The 15,714-nt window shown below is 51.9% G+C and carries 18 protein-coding genes; 11 read left to right on the top strand and 7 right to left on the bottom strand.

Annotated elements, in window-relative coordinates:
• Window positions 1–24 precede the first annotated feature (24 nt).
• Genes ACO0LK_RS05015 through ACO0LK_RS05000 form a run of 4 tightly spaced genes read left to right on the top strand, consistent with a single transcriptional unit; the run spans window position 25 to window position 3,273 of the window.
• Window positions 25–906: a branched-chain amino acid ABC transporter permease gene (locus ACO0LK_RS05015; RefSeq protein WP_422973034.1), complete on the top strand. Its 882-nt coding sequence runs from the start codon at window positions 25–27 to the stop codon at window positions 904–906.
• 4 nt (window positions 907–910) lie between these two features.
• The gene (locus tag ACO0LK_RS05010) at window positions 911–1,789 is read left to right on the top strand and encodes a branched-chain amino acid ABC transporter permease (protein ID WP_422972768.1); all 879 of its coding nucleotides are present in this window, start codon (window positions 911–913) and stop codon (window positions 1,787–1,789) included.
• Complete coding sequence (locus ACO0LK_RS05005; protein ID WP_422972766.1) at window positions 1,790–2,551, top strand: ABC transporter ATP-binding protein; 762 nt, start codon at window positions 1,790–1,792, stop codon at window positions 2,549–2,551.
• 8 nt (window positions 2,552–2,559) lie between these two features.
• On the top strand, window positions 2,560–3,273 hold the full coding sequence (locus ACO0LK_RS05000) for an ABC transporter ATP-binding protein (RefSeq protein ID WP_422973032.1): 714 nt from the start codon (window positions 2,560–2,562) through the stop codon (window positions 3,271–3,273).
• Between the two features lie 97 nt (window positions 3,274–3,370).
• Here the strand turns inward: ACO0LK_RS05000 and pmbA are convergent, their stop codons facing one another.
• Entirely contained in the window at window positions 3,371–4,723 is a 1,353-nt protein-coding gene (pmbA, locus tag ACO0LK_RS04995; protein WP_422972764.1) for a metalloprotease PmbA, read from the bottom strand.
• Window positions 4,724–4,900: 177 nt separating this feature from the next.
• On the opposite strand from pmbA, the gene yjgA reads away from it, so the two are divergent.
• The 5 genes from yjgA to ACO0LK_RS04970 are packed head-to-tail and all read left to right on the top strand — an operon-like array spanning window position 4,901 to window position 8,133.
• Window positions 4,901–5,515, top strand: coding sequence for a ribosome biogenesis factor YjgA (yjgA, locus tag ACO0LK_RS04990; protein WP_186946754.1), 615 nt, complete (start codon window positions 4,901–4,903; stop codon window positions 5,513–5,515).
• 26 nt (window positions 5,516–5,541) lie between these two features.
• The gene (gene mog, locus ACO0LK_RS04985) at window positions 5,542–6,156 is read left to right on the top strand and encodes a molybdopterin adenylyltransferase (RefSeq protein WP_422972762.1); all 615 of its coding nucleotides are present in this window, start codon (window positions 5,542–5,544) and stop codon (window positions 6,154–6,156) included.
• Between the two features lie 29 nt (window positions 6,157–6,185).
• Window positions 6,186–6,728: a metal-dependent hydrolase gene (locus ACO0LK_RS04980; RefSeq protein WP_422972760.1), complete on the top strand. Its 543-nt coding sequence runs from the start codon at window positions 6,186–6,188 to the stop codon at window positions 6,726–6,728.
• The gene (locus tag ACO0LK_RS04975; RefSeq protein WP_186946756.1) at window positions 6,725–7,399 is read left to right on the top strand and encodes an alpha/beta hydrolase; all 675 of its coding nucleotides are present in this window, start codon (window positions 6,725–6,727) and stop codon (window positions 7,397–7,399) included. The genes ACO0LK_RS04980 and ACO0LK_RS04975 overlap by 4 nt, the downstream gene beginning before the upstream one ends.
• Window positions 7,399–8,133: a phytanoyl-CoA dioxygenase family protein gene (locus ACO0LK_RS04970; protein WP_422972758.1), complete on the top strand. Its 735-nt coding sequence runs from the start codon at window positions 7,399–7,401 to the stop codon at window positions 8,131–8,133. The genes ACO0LK_RS04975 and ACO0LK_RS04970 overlap by 1 nt, the downstream gene beginning before the upstream one ends.
• Window positions 8,134–8,135: 2 nt before the next feature.
• On the opposite strand, the gene ACO0LK_RS04965 is transcribed toward ACO0LK_RS04970, so the two are convergent.
• Both ACO0LK_RS04965 and purU read right to left on the bottom strand, forming a co-directional pair.
• Entirely contained in the window at window positions 8,136–8,678 is a 543-nt protein-coding gene (locus ACO0LK_RS04965) for a YaeQ family protein (RefSeq protein WP_422972756.1), read from the bottom strand.
• On the bottom strand, window positions 8,678–9,550 hold the full coding sequence (purU, locus tag ACO0LK_RS04960) for a formyltetrahydrofolate deformylase (RefSeq protein ID WP_422972754.1): 873 nt from the start codon (window positions 9,548–9,550) through the stop codon (window positions 8,678–8,680). The genes ACO0LK_RS04965 and purU overlap by 1 nt, the downstream gene beginning before the upstream one ends.
• 288 nt (window positions 9,551–9,838) lie before the next feature.
• Between purU and ACO0LK_RS04955 the strand changes: the two genes are divergently transcribed.
• A complete protein-coding gene (locus tag ACO0LK_RS04955; protein WP_422972752.1) occupies window positions 9,839–10,864 on the top strand; it encodes an NADP-dependent oxidoreductase in 1,026 nt (341 codons plus the stop codon).
• 122 nt (window positions 10,865–10,986) lie between these two features.
• Here the strand turns inward: ACO0LK_RS04955 and otnI are convergent, their stop codons facing one another.
• Window positions 10,987–11,781: a 2-oxo-tetronate isomerase gene (gene otnI / locus ACO0LK_RS04950; protein WP_422972750.1), complete on the bottom strand. Its 795-nt coding sequence runs from the start codon at window positions 11,779–11,781 to the stop codon at window positions 10,987–10,989.
• Window positions 11,782–11,792: 11 nt separating this feature from the next.
• Complete coding sequence (locus tag ACO0LK_RS04945; RefSeq protein WP_422972748.1) at window positions 11,793–12,752, bottom strand: bile acid:sodium symporter family protein; 960 nt, start codon at window positions 12,750–12,752, stop codon at window positions 11,793–11,795.
• Window positions 12,753–12,977: 225 nt separating this feature from the next.
• On the opposite strand from ACO0LK_RS04945, the gene ACO0LK_RS04940 reads away from it, so the two are divergent.
• Entirely contained in the window at window positions 12,978–13,415 is a 438-nt protein-coding gene (locus ACO0LK_RS04940; protein WP_422972746.1) for a GNAT family N-acetyltransferase, read from the top strand.
• 16 nt (window positions 13,416–13,431) lie between these two features.
• On the opposite strand, the gene ACO0LK_RS04935 is transcribed toward ACO0LK_RS04940, so the two are convergent.
• Both ACO0LK_RS04935 and ubiD read right to left on the bottom strand, forming a co-directional pair.
• On the bottom strand, window positions 13,432–13,899 hold the full coding sequence (locus ACO0LK_RS04935) for an acyl-CoA thioesterase (RefSeq protein ID WP_422972744.1): 468 nt from the start codon (window positions 13,897–13,899) through the stop codon (window positions 13,432–13,434).
• 73 nt (window positions 13,900–13,972) lie between these two features.
• Window positions 13,973–15,457, bottom strand: a complete 1,485-nt coding sequence (gene ubiD, locus ACO0LK_RS04930) for a 4-hydroxy-3-polyprenylbenzoate decarboxylase (protein ID WP_422972742.1) — start codon at window positions 15,455–15,457, stop codon at window positions 13,973–13,975.
• Between the last annotated feature and the right edge of the window lie 257 nt (window positions 15,458–15,714).

Here is a 15,714-nt window from a genome sequence, read left to right as displayed (position 1 = left end):
CCATCCTACTTCATCTGGATACCCATGCTGGCACAACAACTCATTAACGCTCTGACCCTGGGCAGCGTGTACGCGCTTTTCGCCCTGGGATTCACGCTGGTGTTCGGCGTCCTTGGCGTCATCAATTTATCGCACGGCGCAATTTTCATGCTGGGCAGCTATATTGCCCTGCTGTTGGTCAGTTCTTTCCAGATGTCCTTGTGGGTAGCCATGCTGCTGGCCATGCTGGCCTGCGGATTACTGGGTGTCGTCGTCGATTTTCTGGTCTTGCGACCATTACGAAAACGCAATGCCCCCCATCTTGCCCCGATGATTGCCACCATAGGTGTGGCCATCATGATCACCAATATATCCCAGGGAATTTTTGGCGCAGAAAACAAACGTTTTCCGTTTGGGACCATACCTGAAGAAAGTTTTAGCCTGGGCAACCTGCACCTGACCGCAGTACAGCTCGCCATTGTCATCATCGCCTTCATTCTGATGCTGGTGCTACTGCAAGTCATGCGCCGCACCCAAATTGGCCGCGCCCTGCGCGCCATTGCCGAATCGCCCAAGGCCGCTTATCTGCTGGGCATTAATGTCGAAGGCCTGTTTTTCCTGACTTCTTTTGCCGCAGCAGCACTGGGCGGCGCTGCTGGTGTGCTGGTCGGCCTGTCGTTCAATGCGATCTCTCCATTCATGGGGCAACCGATGCTGCATAAAGGAATTGCTGTCATCATCCTGGGCGGCATGGGCGATATACGTGGTGCCATGATAGGCGGCCTGTTCCTGGGCTTTGCTGAAGTGATGAGCGTTGCTTATCTATCGAGCGATTTCCGCGATGCTGTGGCTTTTGGTCTGTTATTTATCATCTTGCTGGTACGCCCTTCCGGTATGTTCGGCAGAGTACTGGAAAGAAAGGCGTAACGCTATGCTTGAATGGTGGGATAGTTTTTGGGCTATTTATAGCACAGTCATTTTTGGCATAGGCATCAATGCCATGCTGGCGCTTTCGATTTACCTGACCTTGTCTTGCGGCTTGCTGTCACTAGCCAATGCGGCATTCATGGGTATCGGTGCCTACACCGCATCCATGATCAGCATGCAGACGGGCTTGCCATTCCCGCTGGCCCTGCTGGCTGGTGCCATCATGCCGGCCATCGTCGCCCTGGTCATCGGCATACCAACATTGCGCCTGTCTGGTGTCTACCTGGCTATGGCGACGCTGGGCTTTGGTGAAGTGGTACGTGTCATCGTGTTGAATATGGAAATCACCGGCGGCCCCATGGGTCTGAACGGCATTCCACAAAAAACCGAATGGTGGCATATCCTCATCTTGCTGGCGGTGATTCTGTTTGTACTGGCCAGAATGCGGCGCTCAAAAATAGGCCGCGCCTTTGAGGCGATCAAGGAAGATGAAATTGCAGCCCGTCTCATGGGTGTCAATGTCGGCGGCTACAAACTGCTGGCGTTTGTGATGGGTGCATCCATCGCAGGTATTGCTGGCGGCTTGAATGCGCACTACACCTTCACGATAGGACCAGGCAATTATGCATTTGAAAACGCCGTGGACATCCTGACCATGGCAGTGTTCGGCGGCACCAGCAACCTGATCGGTCCGCTGATCGGCAGCAGCAGCCTGACTCTGCTACCGGAATTCATGCACTCGTTAAAGGATTTCCGCCTGGCAGCCAACGGTTTGATACTGATCCTGGTCATCCTGTATTTACCCAAAGGCATCTGGGACCCGGCAAGAATCAGAAACTTTCGCAAAAAGTTAACATCGTCACGTTCCGGAAAGGTTAGCTAAATGCTGGAATTACGTTCTGTCAGTAAAAATTTTGGTGGCCTGCGCGTATTGCAGGATGTCAGCTTCACCATGCCTCAAGGCAGTATCTATGGCTTGATTGGCCCCAATGGCGCTGGAAAAACCACCATCGTCAACCTGATTACCGGCCTGTTACGCCCCAGCAGCGGAGAATTACGTTTCAACGAACATGATCTGACCACAGTGGCCAGCCACAAGATCACGCAACTGGGTGTTGCCCGCACATTCCAGAACATCCGTATTTTCAAGGAAATGAGCCTGCTGGAAAACGTCGTGGTCGGCATGCATGAACATCTGAACTATGGTGTCGCCAGCATGTTATTCAATCTGGGGGCCTACAAAGACGCAGAAAAAAAAGCCAAAGACCGTGCGCACGAATTATTGTCATGGGTCAGGCTCGACCATAAAGCACATATGCTGGCAGACAACCTGTCGTATGGCGAACAGCGCAAACTGGAATTTGCCCGCGCCCTGGCCACCCAGCCCAAACTGCTGTTACTGGATGAACCGGTAGCTGGCATGAACCCGGCTGAAAAGACGGAACTGATGGCCGAAATCCTCAATATACGTCAGCGTGGTTTTTCGATTTTCATGATAGAACACGACATGCGCTTTGTGATGGAATTATGCGACCGCATAGCTGTACTCAATTTTGGCAAAATCATTGCCGAAGGCACACCGGAAGAAGTGCGCAACAATCCCGATGTGATTGAAGCTTATCTCGGCAAGGAGGATGCAGAATGAGCCAGAGGATGAGCCAAATCCTGCGCGTCCAGGACCTGCATGTCAGCTACGGTCATATCGCTGCCGTCAAAGGCATCAGCCTTGCCATTAACACGGGCGAAATCACCGCCCTTGTCGGTGCCAATGGTGCTGGCAAAAGCACGACCCTGCTGGCGATTTCCGGCTTGCTGAAATCAGCCTCAGGCAAAATTTTTCTGGAAGATGAAGACATCAGCCAGCAGTCACCCCATCACATCGTGCAAAAAGGTGTGGTGCAGGTGGCTGAGGGTCGCGCCATTCTAACCACGCTGACTGTCAGGGAAAACCTTGAGCTGGGTGCCTACACCCGCAAGGACAAGACACAGATAGGCCAGGATATGGAATGGGTCTTTACCCTCTTCCCTGTCCTTAAAAACCGGGCAACTGGCCTGGCGGGCAACTTATCGGGTGGCGAACAACAAATGCTGGCTATAGGCCGCGCCCTGATGGCAAAACCCAAAGTTTTGCTGCTGGATGAACCTTCAATGGGGCTCGCCCCACTGGTGGTGCAAGAGATTTTCCGCATCCTGAAAGAAATCAATCAGACCGGTCTCAGCATCCTGCTGGTGGAACAAAACGTCAGGCAGGCACTGAAAATCGCCAAACATGGCTACGTACTGGAAAATGGCAGCATCGTCCTCAGCGACACAGGTGCCAACCTGCTCAGCAACCCCAAGGTTATTGAAGCGTATCTGGGTGCATAAGTAAGACAGATAAGCAGGACAAATAAACAGCGCCACATCAACAAAAAAGACCATCTAAACATCAGATGGTCTTTTTTTGTATGGTGAACTATGGTGATCAGCTACCGGCGATCGTCATGTTTTCGATCAGGATGGAACCGGTCTGCTTGGTACCTCTGATCAGGGTATCGCTGCCGATGGCAACAATCTGCCTGAACATGTCGCGCATATTGCCTGCGATGGTAATTTCTTCAACCGCATATTGAATCACACCGTTTTCTACCCAGTAACCAGAAGCACCACGTGAATAATCGCCCGTCACATAATTCACGCCCTGTCCCATCAGTTCGGTCACCAGCAAGCCACGCCCCATTTTTTTCAGCATGCCGGCAAAATTATCCGACCGCCTGGTCAGTGACGACGTCATAGCCAGATTATGCGAGCCGCCAGCATTGCCAGTAGTCTGCATGCCCAGCTTGCGGGCTGAATAGGTGGACAGGAAATAGCCCTGCAACACGCCATTGCTGACAACATCGCGTTTCTGCGTCTTCACGCCTTCATCATCAAATGGTGAAGAACCGACTGCGCCGATAACGCTGGGATCTTCCAGCACCTGTATGTGGTCAGGGAAAATCTGTGTACCAAGAGAATCCAGCAAGAAACTGGATTTGCGATACAAAGCGCCACCCGAAGTAGCCTGCACCAGTGCGCCCAGCAAACCCGCCGCCAGTGGTGCTTCAAACAGGACCGGGCATTTGCGGGTATCAAGCTTGCGTGCGTTCAGCCTGGCCAGTGCACGTTCAGCCGCATAACGGCCTATGGATTCCGGGTCAGCCAGTTTTTTGGCATTGCGCTGCGATGAATACCAGTCATCCCTTTGCATTTTTGCGCCCTTGCCGGCAATCGGCGCAACAGAAATGGTATGGCGCGAAATGGGGTAACCACCGATGAAACCACGCGAATTGGCAGCCACAAAATGCGATTGCTGGGCATGTACGCTGGCACCCTCGCTATTCGTGATACGTTTATCAACAGCAAATGCTGCTGCTTCTGTGCGCTTTGCCAGTTCTATGGCTTCTTCGGCACTGATCAGCCACGGGTAGCACAGCTTCAGGTCTCGCGGTGCCATTTCCAGCAATTCTGCTTCTGGCAAGCCGGCACAATCATCTTCTGCTGTAAAACGGGCAATATTGTAGGCAGCATCAACCGAGTCACGCAAAGCCTGCTCAGAAAAATCCGAAGTACTGGCATTGCCGCGCCTTTGACCGATATACACCGTGATACCGATACCCTTGTCACGGTTTTGCTCTATGGTTTCTACCTTGCCCTTGCGCACACTGATGGACAGGCCACCACCTTCACTGATCTCAACTGCCGCATCAGATGCCCCTTTTTCGCGGGCGAAACGCAACATATCCTGCGCGATTTGCTTTAACTGGTCTTGGGTATGGGTAAAAACTGGTTTGCTCATGGATGGGATTCTATGTATGTCAGTGCAAAATGACCAAATGGCCAATGGAAATATCCTAATTATTTACCTTGATTCACACCTGACTGCGTGCGTTTCAAGCTTGATTTTAGGTAATTCCAAGCTAAAAAGGGTATCATAGCAGCCGTTTCATTAAGTTAATAGTAAAGGCGCAGAATTATGCCAAATCCAAATCGCGGCTCATGTGGCTATCAGTCCAGTGAGTTCGAACCAGAATACGACCGTCCATCAAAATCCCAGTTGAAGCGCGAAATGACCGCCCTGCAAAAGTTGGGGCAGGAATTGGTCGAGCAGGCGCGTGAACGCGTCAAACGCGTCCCGATGCCGGAAGATGTGCGCGAAGCCATCCTGATTTGCCAGCAAATCAAGGACCATGAAGGCCGCCGTCGTCAGATGCAATATGTAGGCAAAAAAATGCGTACCCTGGATGAGACAGAAATTGCCCTGATCCAGAAAACCATCGATAGCTGGAAAGGCGCTTCCAAGTCTGAAACCGCCGCTATGCATGCGCTGGAGCGTCGTCGCGACAAATTGCTGGCAGACGACAACGCCCTGACCGAGTTGATGGCAGAACACCCTCACCTGGATGTACAGCAATTGCGCACCATGATACGCAATGCCCGTAAAGAACAGGCTGAAAACAAGCCACCCAAGGCCTATCGTGAAATCTTCCAGATTTTGAAAGATTTGCAAAAATCCAAAGCTGCTGCCAACGCTGATGAAGCGGATGATGCAGATCTGGATGAAGAAGACGATGAGTTTGATGGCAAATAAGCCTGAACAAATGACCGCAGCAAATAGTGAAAAACAATACTGAAAACCTCAGGATAGGTCTGGTATCCATATCAGATCGCGCCTCTGCCGGCATTTACCAGGATCAGGGCCTGCCTGCCTTGCAGGATTGGTTTGGCCAGGCTCTCACCAGCCCCTGGGAAATGGTCACCCGCCTGATCCCGGATGAACGTGCTGCCATAGAACAGGCTTTAATTGCCCTGGTGGATGAGGAACAATGTCATCTCGTCATTACCACTGGCGGTACCGGCCCATCCAGGCGTGATGTCACGCCGGAAGCCACACTGGCTGTCGCCACGAAGGAAATGCCGGGCTTTGGCGAGCAGATGCGTCAGATCAGCCTGCAATTTGTGCCGACTGCCATTCTGTCGCGCCAGGTAGCGGTCATACGTGAAACAGCTGAACATGCTGCATTGATACTGAATTTGCCGGGCCAGCCAAAATCTATCAAGGAAACACTGGAAGGCTTGAAAGATGCCGATGGCAAACAGCAGGTCGCCGGTATTTTTGCAGCCGTTCCGTATTGCATCGATTTGATCGGCGGCCCATACATCGAAACCGATGATGCAGTCTGCAAGGTATTTCGCCCCAAGAACGCCCTACGCGCAAAAAATCCGGCCTGATGCCTGCCGGTAGCTGATCACCCGTCGCCATGGCAACAATACTGACCCACCCCATCATTCCGCTGACTTGCGGCCTGTTGCTTGGCCGCCAGCGCATTTCATGGCAATTATTAGTCCTGGGCATGTTATGCGCCATCTTGCCGGATCTGGATGTCATCAGCTTCAAGCTGGGCATTGCCTATGAATCAGCTTTTGGACACCGTGGTTTCAGCCATTCACTGCTGATAGCCGCCGTGGTGGCGACTATTGCCTGCGTTTTTCATACACAATTGGCAAGCAGCCGCCTGCGGGTCTGGCTGTTTATCGCTTTTTCTACCGCGTCGCATGGCATGCTGGATGCCTTGACCACAGGTGGACTGGGTGTGGAATTTTTCTGGCCGCTTACTGAAGAACGTTATTTCTTTCCCTGGCAATTCATCAAGGTATCACCGATAGGGGTGAACCGCTTCCTGACTGCGCGTGGCTGGCAAGTCATGCAATCGGAGCTGCTGACCGTGTGGCTACCCTGCATACTCTTGCTGCTCGCAGTAAAATTGATCACTTATTTTAATTCCTTCAGAAAACCATCATGACACAAGACATCCTGGACACGGTAGAAATAGAAAGCAGCCCCAACCCGACGGTCGCCGTCATCTGGATGCATGGCCTGGGTGCCGATGCCAATGATTTTGTGCCCATCGTCAGGGAACTGGATTTGAGCGGCAACCCCGGCATACGCTTTGTATTTCCGAACGCACCAACCATGCCGGTGACTATCAATGGTGGTTACGTGATGCGTTCCTGGTATGACATACTGGGTACCGACATCGCCAGACGTGAAGATGAAAAAGGGCTGCGCGTATCACAAAAGCGCATAGAACAATTGATCGCCCGCGAAAATGCACGTGGCATTCCATCTGAACGCATTTTGCTGGCCGGCTTCTCGCAAGGTTGTGCAATGACCCTGCAAACCGGCCTGCGCTACCATGAAAAACTGGGCGGCCTGCTGTGCCTGTCCGGTTATGTTCCCTTGCGTGACCTGATTGCCACCGAACGCCATGCAGCTAACCAGGATACACCCATCTTCCAGGCCCATGGCCGCTCCGACCCTGTCATCCAGATACAACGTGCCGAAGAATCACGCGACCTGTTGAAACAACTGGGATACCAGGTTGAATGGCATGAATACATGATGCCGCATTCAGTATGCCCGGAAGAAGTGGACGATATCAGCCTGTGGCTGAAGAAGGTCTTGCAGGGCTGATGCCAGCAATATCAAACAATTATCCGGGCATGGCTGAAGGTCTAAGCGAACAGGGCTTTGCCCTGTTGCCCGGCTTTCTCAATAAGGCCGAACTGACACAACTGGAACTGGCCTGCCAGCCTATAACCAATGACTATGGCGTGCGGCAAGTCTTGCAAACCCACCCGGCTATTGCACTAGCCCTACCCTGGCAAAAAATACAGCTGGTGTTGCAGGCGGCAGGCATGCGCCATGCAAAGCCGGTACGCAGCATCTTCTTCAACAAAAATGCTGAACACAACTGGCTGGTAGCCTGGCACCAGGATATGACGATCTGCGTGGACCAGAGAATGGATGCGCCCGGCTACACAAAGTGGACGCTTAAAAACGGCGTACACCATGTCGAGCCACCGGCAAATGTATTGGAAAGCATGCTGACCCTGCGCATCGCCCTTGACGCAGCCAATCATGACAACGCTGCCTTGAAAGTCATGGCAGGAAGCCATCGTTACGGCAAACTAAAGGGTGAGCAGGTAGATGACTATGTCGAGAAGGCCGCGCAATCAGACGTGTATGTCTGCAACATGCAGGCGGGTGATGTCTTGCTGATGAAGCCGCTGCTATTCCATGCATCGGACAAGGCCAACCATACCACCCGTGCCAGCCAGCGTCGTGTTTTACATCTGGAATTCAGTGCCACCACGCTGCCTGCACCCATGCAATGGGCGGAAGCAGCACTTGCAGCGACAAGCTGAATTTAAGAAAAGTCCTTCAGCGTTTCCAGATCAATCTGCACGGAAGCATCACCGGCTGACATCCAGATTTGCCCATCCTGTATCGTGCATTGCAACTGCATATTGCGCTGCGCGAGTTTTTCCAGCGCCTGGCTTTGCTCTGAAGGTACGTTCATGACACGCAAATTCTTGGCGCGGTCAAGACGGCTGTTCATTGCCTTCCACCAGATATCACTGGCGCTGGCAAAACTGTAGACGATGACCTGTTCTGAACGGCCACAGGCTTTCAGTAAACGCCTGTCGTCCGGCTGGCCAACCTCTACCCATAACTGTATGGCGTCGGTGTAATCCTTCAGCCAGATATCGGGTTCTTCGGTGTCGGATATACCCTTGCCGAATTCCAGGCGTTCTGCCGCGTGAATGGCAAAGGCCAGCACACGTATCATCATGCGTTCATCGGTTTCGGATGGATGACGGGCGATCGTCAGATTATGGTCGGCATAATAGCCACGGTCCATGTCCGAGATATTCAGGTCTGCCTTGTAAATGATGGATTTGAGCGCCATTACTTGAACACCACCGTTTTATGGCCATTCAATAAAATGCGATGTTCCACAAAGCATTTGACGGCACGCGCCAGCACCACGCATTCAACGTCACGGCCGATGGCGGTCAGGGTTTCCGGTTCCATGGAATGATCGACACGCTCTACATCCTGTTCAATGATGGGGCCTTCATCCAGGTCGCCAGTCACAAAATGTGCCGTAGCGCCTATCAGTTTGACGCCACGTTCATGCGCCTGATAGTAAGGCTTGGCACCCTTGAAGCTGGGCAGGAAGGAGTGATGGATATTGATCGCCTTGCCCTTCAACGCATCGCATAACTGCGGCGATAGTATCTGCATGTAACGCGCCAGCACCACCAGTTCAATATCGTTGGCAGCAACAATATCCAGTATTTTTTGTTCCTGCGCTCGCTTGGCTTCTGCCGGTGCACCAGCTGCCAGCGGCAGGTGATGGAAAGGAATGTTATAGCTGGCTGCCAACTGATAAAAATCAGTATGGTTGGATACGATGGCCTTGATCTCTACCGGCAACAAGCCGCTTTTGTAGCGAAACAGCAAATCATTCAGGCAATGCCCAATCTTGGACACCATCAGCATCACGCGCGGCTTGTGATGCGCATCATGCAATTGCCAGCTCATCTGCATGCTGCCACCCAGCACGGCAAAGTCTTCGCGCAAGGCGCTATCGCTGACGGCGGCATCTTCGACGGCAAAATGCACACGCATGAAGAAGGTGGCCGACTGCGCATCACCAAACTGGGCCGAGTCAATAATATTGCAGCCATGATGGGCCAGGAAACCCGATACGCTGTGCACAATGCCGCGTTGATCGGGACAGGATAAGGTCAGGATATATTCTGGTCGTATGCTCATGATTTCAGTGGTGCGGCCCAGAGCTAATAGCGTCCAGGCCAAGGTGACAAATTAAATTCGTTGATATAGTAGTAAAGCTTAAAAATTAACCGTGTATTGTCGCATGTTCAGCCACATAATTCATAGAACCCAATTCCAATTAAATAATCACAATAAAAAGCACGTTCGTTCTAATTAATGTATAGTCACTCTTCTGACGGCCTCATTTTGATTCAAACGCATATAGACGCATATGAACGCATTCAGGGCTCGCTCAAACGCAAACCGCACTAACCTCAAGGAGACACCATGAGCACACTCAGCAACCAGCAATACCGCCTCGCCGCCCGCCCCGTCGGCAACCCCAAGCATAGTGACTGGAACTTCACCACAGAAACCGTACGCGATATCACCGATGGTGAAATTGTCGTACAAACCATTTATATCTCGCTGGACCCGGCCATGCGCGGCTGGATGAATGAAGGCAAATCCTATATCCGCCCGGTCGCCATCAATGAAGTCATGCGCGCTGGCGGCATAGGCAAGGTGGTGGCATCCAAGTCCCCTAAATTTGCGGTGGGTGATTATGTGTCTGGCGGTACTGGTGTGCAGCAATACTGGGTAGGTGCTGCCGATGACAAAACAGCCGGCTTTTATAAGGTCAGCCCTGAACTGGCCCCTTTGCCAAAATTCATGAATGCGCTGGGCATGCCTGGCATGACGGCCTATTTCGGCCTGCTGGATGTCGGTCAGCCCAAGGCTGGTGAAACAGTCGTGGTATCAGGTGCAGCCGGTGCGGTGGGCCAGACGGTAGGTCAGGTCGCCAAACAAAAGGGTTGCCGCGTCGTCGGCATCGCCGGTGGCAAGGACAAATGCGATTTCGTCGTCAATGAACTGGGCTTTGATGCCTGCATCGATTACAAATCCGGCTCAGTCAAAGATGGTTTGAAAGAACATTGCCCGAATGGTGTTGATGTCTACTTTGACAATGTCGGCGGCGATATCCTTGATACCGTACTGACCCGTATCAATTTAAAAGCACGCATCATTATCTGTGGCGCCATTTCCCAGTACAACAACACGACGCCAGTCAAGGGCCCTGCCAATTACCTGTCGCTGCTGGTCAACCGCGCTCGCATGGAAGGTATCGTCGTCTTTGATTACGCCGCCCGTTACGGCGATGCCGTTACCGAAATGAGCAAATGGATGGCAGAAGGCAAGTTCCACACGCGCGAAGACATCGTCAAGGGACTGGAAACCTTCCCCGATACATTGATGATGCTGTTTGAAGGCAAGAACTTTGGCAAACTGATCTTGCAGGTCAGCGAAGAGTAAGCACCCTGCTCTATCCGGCGGACATTAGCAGCACATTCGCCACAAATAAAAAAGCAGTCATCATGACTGCTTTTTTTATTTCTTGCCGCTTTTGTGCCTCTATTTCTGCTTCTATACCACCATCACTTCAGCCAGGGTTTTAACCAGGACAAGCCTTCCGACGTACCTGCACGTGGCCGGTATTCACAACCTATCCAGCCTTCATAGCCCAGTTCATCAAGCAAGCCGAACAAATAAGGGTAATTGACTTCACTCTGCTGATCCGGCTCGTGCCGGTCTGGCACGCCGGCGATCTGTACATGGCCAATACCGGCATGCTGGCGCGACAGGTCGCGACGCAGCTTGGTGGCGACATCGCCTTCGACTATCTGGCAATGGTAAATATCAAACTGCACACGCAGGTTCTCTACGCCGATTTCCTGGCAGATTTCTTGTGCTTCATCTTGCCGGCTTAAAAAATAGCCGGGTATGTCGCGGGTATTGATGGGTTCAATTACGATGGTGATGTCGTCCCTGGCTGCCAGCAAGGCTGCATACGCCAGGTTGCGCAGATACACGGCGCGATGTTTTTCCCTGTCCTGTTCTGGCTGTATCAACCCGGCCATCACATGCAGCGTACGATTGCCCAGGGCACGGGCATACTCCAGCGCCTGATCCAGACCAAGCTTGAATTCTTCCTCCCGCCCTGGTATCGACGCCATGCCACGCTCACCAGTTGCCCAGTTACCAGGCGGGGTATTGAACAGTACCTGCGTCAGGCCGTTATCCTGCAATAGCTTTTGCAGGTCATGCGCTGGATAATCATAGGGAAACAGGTATTCAACTGCGGTAAAGCCATCTTTCGCTGCGGCGGCAAAGCGCTCAGTAAAAGGCAACTCGGTATACATCATGCTGAGATTGGCAGCAAAACGTGGCATTTTTTGACTCCTTATCTTTTTGCGTAACGTTGTGCCATGACGGCGCATACCATCAACTGCAATTGGTGAAACAGCATCAATGGCAATAAGACCATACCTACGGCATGGCTGGCAAATAAAACTTTGGCCATGGGCACACCACTGGCAAGACTTTTCTTGGATCCGCAAAATACGATAGTGATCTCGTCCTCTTTGCTGAAGCCAAAACGGCGACTGACAAACATGGTCAAGCCCATGATGATGGCCAGTATGACCCCGCTGATCGCCAGCAGGCTCAACAACATCAGGGGTGGCAATTGTTGCCACAAACCCTGCACCACCGCTTCACTGAAGGCGACATACACCACCAGCAATATCGAACTCTGATCCACCATTTTCAGCACACCTGCGTATTTTGTCAGCCAGGCCTGCAACAGTGGCCGCACCAATTGCCCCGCAACAAATGGCAGCAATAACTGATACACAATTTTCAGCATGGCATCGATGGACGAATGGCTTTCGCCATGCGCCACCACAACCAGACTGACCAGCATGGGCGTAATGAAAATGCCCAGCATATTGCTGGCCGACGCACTGCACACGGCTGCCGGTACATTGCCACGCGCCACAGACGTAAATGCAATCGACGACTGCACGGTAGATGGCAGGACACACAAAAACAGTATGCCCACATACAGCTCAGGCGTCAGCAAGGGTAGCAACAATGGCTTCAAGCTCAGCCCTACCAGCGGGAAAACCGCAAAGGTAAAGACCATGACCAACAGATGCAGGCGCCAGTGGGTAATACCGGCCAGCACCGCCTCGCGTGATAATTTGGCACCGTGCATAAAAAACAGCAAGGCAATCATACCGGTCGCCAGATGATCAAAACCGGTAGCGACAACACCTTTGGCAGGAAAAAGACTGGCCAGGGCCACAACGCAGAACAACAACAAGGTCATGTTGTCGGGTAAAAAACGAGGTCGCTTCATGATGGATGCGAAAATTCGAGTTAGAGGTTTAAGTTGGATGCCTCGATTGTACTTGAATAATGCATACCGCCATTGCAGCATGGTGCCAGATAGTGAACAGCGCCAACAAGACACTGCCGATTGCATTTACCCGGCTTGACGATACAATAAGCACCCACGCTGATGTCTGCCTTGCAATATAGAAAACAAGACAGAAAACACAGTCCCAGAACCTGATAAAAAATTATGACCAATTCCCTGCATTTCCGACCAGCTACTGCTGATGATGTCAGCACCATCATGCGCATACGTCTGGAAGTAAAAGAAAATACCCTGTCCAATCCCAATATCATCACCCGCCAGATGTGCCTGGATTATCTGGATACGCTGGGTCGTGGCTGGGTGGCAGAACTGGATGGTGAAATCCAGGGCTTTTCTTATGCCGCCCACGGAGACAGCAGCATCTGGGCCTTATTCATCTCACCCGAACATGAGGGCAAGGGCATGGGTAAAGTCTTGCTGAAACTGGCCGTCGATTACCTGTTTGAATTGGGTAATGACGAAGTCAAACTGGGTACCAGCCCCAACACCCGCGCAGATCGCTTTTATGCGGCCCAGGGGTGGAAGCGGGGTGAAATGAAGAGTGCGACCGAAGTCGCGTATACATTAAGCAAGCGTCCTTAAGCCCCGGCAAACAGCATCAACCAGAAGTAGCTGGAACCACAGCCGGGACCACAGCCGGCACCACCGCTGGCAGATAGATATCGCAAAACTCCGCTGGCATGCGACGTGCACGGCCACTGCTTAATTCTATGCAGACCAGGTCCCAGCGCCCTCTTAATACAGTAGCGCCGTCGCTATCGCGTATCAATTGAAAGCGCCGGTCCATGGTCAGTTTGCCATCGCTGGCAAACAGCCAGGTGGCCAGCGTCAGGGATTCGCCCAGCAGGGTTGGCAATACATAATCATATTCCCCACGCCGTATCGCCATGGCCCGGTCCAGTCTGTGGTAATCGGCCAGGTCCAGGCCCAGGGCTTCTGAATGCCCCCATGCGACTTCTTCGCACCAGCGTACATACACTGCATTGTTGGTGTGATTCAAACCGTCGATATCACTGGCTTGCGGTGTAACAGGCCGCGTGAATGGCTGCGGATAATCCCAAATCATTACATCACTCATATATATAGATAGAGATAGAGATACAGAGAAAATAAAAACCCCGATATCTAAACCAGGGAGATCACAAGCCCAGTTCTTGCCAGATCTGGTCCACCTTCGCCTTCACTTCCGGCGTCATCTGTATGGTCGTACCCCATTCGCGACTGGTTTCACCCGGCCATTTATTGGTTGCGTCTATGCCCATCTTGCTGCCCAGGCCACTGACTGGCGAGGCAAAATCGAGATAATCGATAGGCGTATTATCTACCAGCGTGGTATCACGCAAGGGGTCAACACGGGTGGTAATCGCCCAGATGACTTCTTTCCAGTCGCGGATATTGACATCTTCATCGACTACCACGATGAACTTGGTATACATGAACTGACGTAAAAAGCTCCAGACACCAAACATCACACGCTTGGCATGGCCGGCATAAGCTTTTTTCATCTGTACCACGGCCATGCGGTAGCTGCAGCCTTCCGGTGGCAAATAGAAATCCGTGATTTCGCTGAACTGCTTTTGCAGCAAAGGAATGAAGACTTCATTCAGGGCCACACCCAGCACAGCTGGTTCATCTGGCGGCTTGCCTGTATACGTAGAGTGATAAATCGGATCACGCCGCATGGTAATGCGGTCTATAGTAAACACGGGAAACCAGTCCTGCTCATTGTAATAACCGGTATGGTCGCCATACGGGCCCTCCAGTGCATGTTCATAGCCAGTGGGATGATTGGCATCCGGATAGATATGTCCTTCCAGCACAATTTCTGCGGATGCTGGCACACGCAACTCGCTACCTATGGCTTTGACCAGCTCGGTACGGCTGCCACGCAAGAGACCGGCGAACTGGTATTCAGACAAACTGTCTGGCACCGGCGTCACTGCACCTAATATAGTAGCCGGATCGGCACCCAGGGCAACTGCGATGGGATAAGGCTGCCCCTTATTAACGATGCCATGCTCACGAAAATCCAGTGCACCGCCCCGATGGGCAAGCCAGCGCATGATGACTTTATTACGCCCCAATACCTGCTGTCTGTATATACCCAGATTTTGACGTTTCTTATTAGGACCTTTAGTAATGACCAGCCCCCATGTAATCAGGGGCGCGATATCGCCAGGCCAGCAATGCTGTATAGGCAAGCGCGCAAGATCAACATCATTGCCTTCCCAGACTATCTCCTGGCATTTGGCACCGCGCAATTCTTTCGGCGACATGTCCCAGACTGCTTTGACCAGTGAACCCAGACCCAGTATTTCCTTGAAACCTTTGGGTGGTTCCGGCTCTTTCAGGGCAGACAGCACATGCCCTATCTGGCGCAATTCACTCAGGTTTTCTGCCCCCATGCCAAGGGCAACGCGGCGCGTGGTACCAAACAGATTACCCAGCACTGGTATGGTATGGCCAGTTGGTTTGCTGAATAAAAGAGCAGGACCTTCTGCCCGCAAAGTGCGGTCGCAAATTTCCGTCATCTCCAGATAAGGTGAAACTGGCAAGTCGACCCGCTTAAGTTCGTTTTTTTCTTGCAATTGAGAAATAAAATCTCTCAAATCAGAATATTTCATCATTTTTCGCTTTTTTGTATCTCTACACTAGGAACACTAGCATTTTCGGCCAAGTGCTTGATTTTATTGAACTTTGCTGCGATGCAGCACATTTCATCAGACATAAAAGTAATTAAAATTCATTTTGATAGTGTTGACTTGATATAAAACCGCCCCTACAATTCGCCCAACTTGATGAAGAGGTTAATGACTTCCGCCACTTTCGATACAAAGAAGGTTTCGCCAAACGGTAACATCATTCAAGGGGATCGGGCCCC

The sequence above is a fragment of the Undibacterium sp. Ji49W genome, assembly GCF_049340205.1.
Classification (GTDB): domain Bacteria; phylum Pseudomonadota; class Gammaproteobacteria; order Burkholderiales; family Burkholderiaceae_D; genus Undibacterium.
This window is presented reverse-complemented; position numbering and strand designations above follow the sequence as displayed.

Bases quoted from the DNA above. Each gene is read 5' to 3' on its own strand.
- ACO0LK_RS05015 (WP_422973034.1), top strand. From the start codon at position 25: ATGCTGGCACAACAACTCATTAACGCTCTGACCCTGGGCAGCGTGTAC.
- ACO0LK_RS05010 (WP_422972768.1), top strand. From the start codon at position 911: ATGCTTGAATGGTGGGATAGTTTTTGGGCTATTTATAGCACAGTCATT.
- ACO0LK_RS05005 (WP_422972766.1), top strand. From the start codon at position 1,790: ATGCTGGAATTACGTTCTGTCAGTAAAAATTTTGGTGGCCTGCGCGTA.
- ACO0LK_RS05000 (WP_422973032.1), top strand. From the start codon at position 2,560: ATGAGCCAAATCCTGCGCGTCCAGGACCTGCATGTCAGCTACGGTCAT.
- pmbA (WP_422972764.1), bottom strand. From the start codon at position 4,723: ATGAGCAAACCAGTTTTTACCCATACCCAAGACCAGTTAAAGCAAATC.
- yjgA (WP_186946754.1), top strand. From the start codon at position 4,901: ATGCCAAATCCAAATCGCGGCTCATGTGGCTATCAGTCCAGTGAGTTC.
- ACO0LK_RS04980 (WP_422972760.1), top strand. From the start codon at position 6,186: ATGGCAACAATACTGACCCACCCCATCATTCCGCTGACTTGCGGCCTG.
- ACO0LK_RS04975 (WP_186946756.1), top strand. From the start codon at position 6,725: ATGACACAAGACATCCTGGACACGGTAGAAATAGAAAGCAGCCCCAAC.
- ACO0LK_RS04970 (WP_422972758.1), top strand. From the start codon at position 7,399: ATGCCAGCAATATCAAACAATTATCCGGGCATGGCTGAAGGTCTAAGC.
- ACO0LK_RS04965 (WP_422972756.1), bottom strand. From the start codon at position 8,678: ATGGCGCTCAAATCCATCATTTACAAGGCAGACCTGAATATCTCGGAC.
- purU (WP_422972754.1), bottom strand. From the start codon at position 9,550: ATGAGCATACGACCAGAATATATCCTGACCTTATCCTGTCCCGATCAA.
- ACO0LK_RS04955 (WP_422972752.1), top strand. From the start codon at position 9,839: ATGAGCACACTCAGCAACCAGCAATACCGCCTCGCCGCCCGCCCCGTC.
- otnI (WP_422972750.1), bottom strand. From the start codon at position 11,781: ATGCCACGTTTTGCTGCCAATCTCAGCATGATGTATACCGAGTTGCCT.
- ACO0LK_RS04945 (WP_422972748.1), bottom strand. From the start codon at position 12,752: ATGAAGCGACCTCGTTTTTTACCCGACAACATGACCTTGTTGTTGTTC.
- ACO0LK_RS04940 (WP_422972746.1), top strand. From the start codon at position 12,978: ATGACCAATTCCCTGCATTTCCGACCAGCTACTGCTGATGATGTCAGC.
- ACO0LK_RS04935 (WP_422972744.1), bottom strand. From the start codon at position 13,899: ATGATTTGGGATTATCCGCAGCCATTCACGCGGCCTGTTACACCGCAA.
- ubiD (WP_422972742.1), bottom strand. From the start codon at position 15,457: ATGAAATATTCTGATTTGAGAGATTTTATTTCTCAATTGCAAGAAAAA.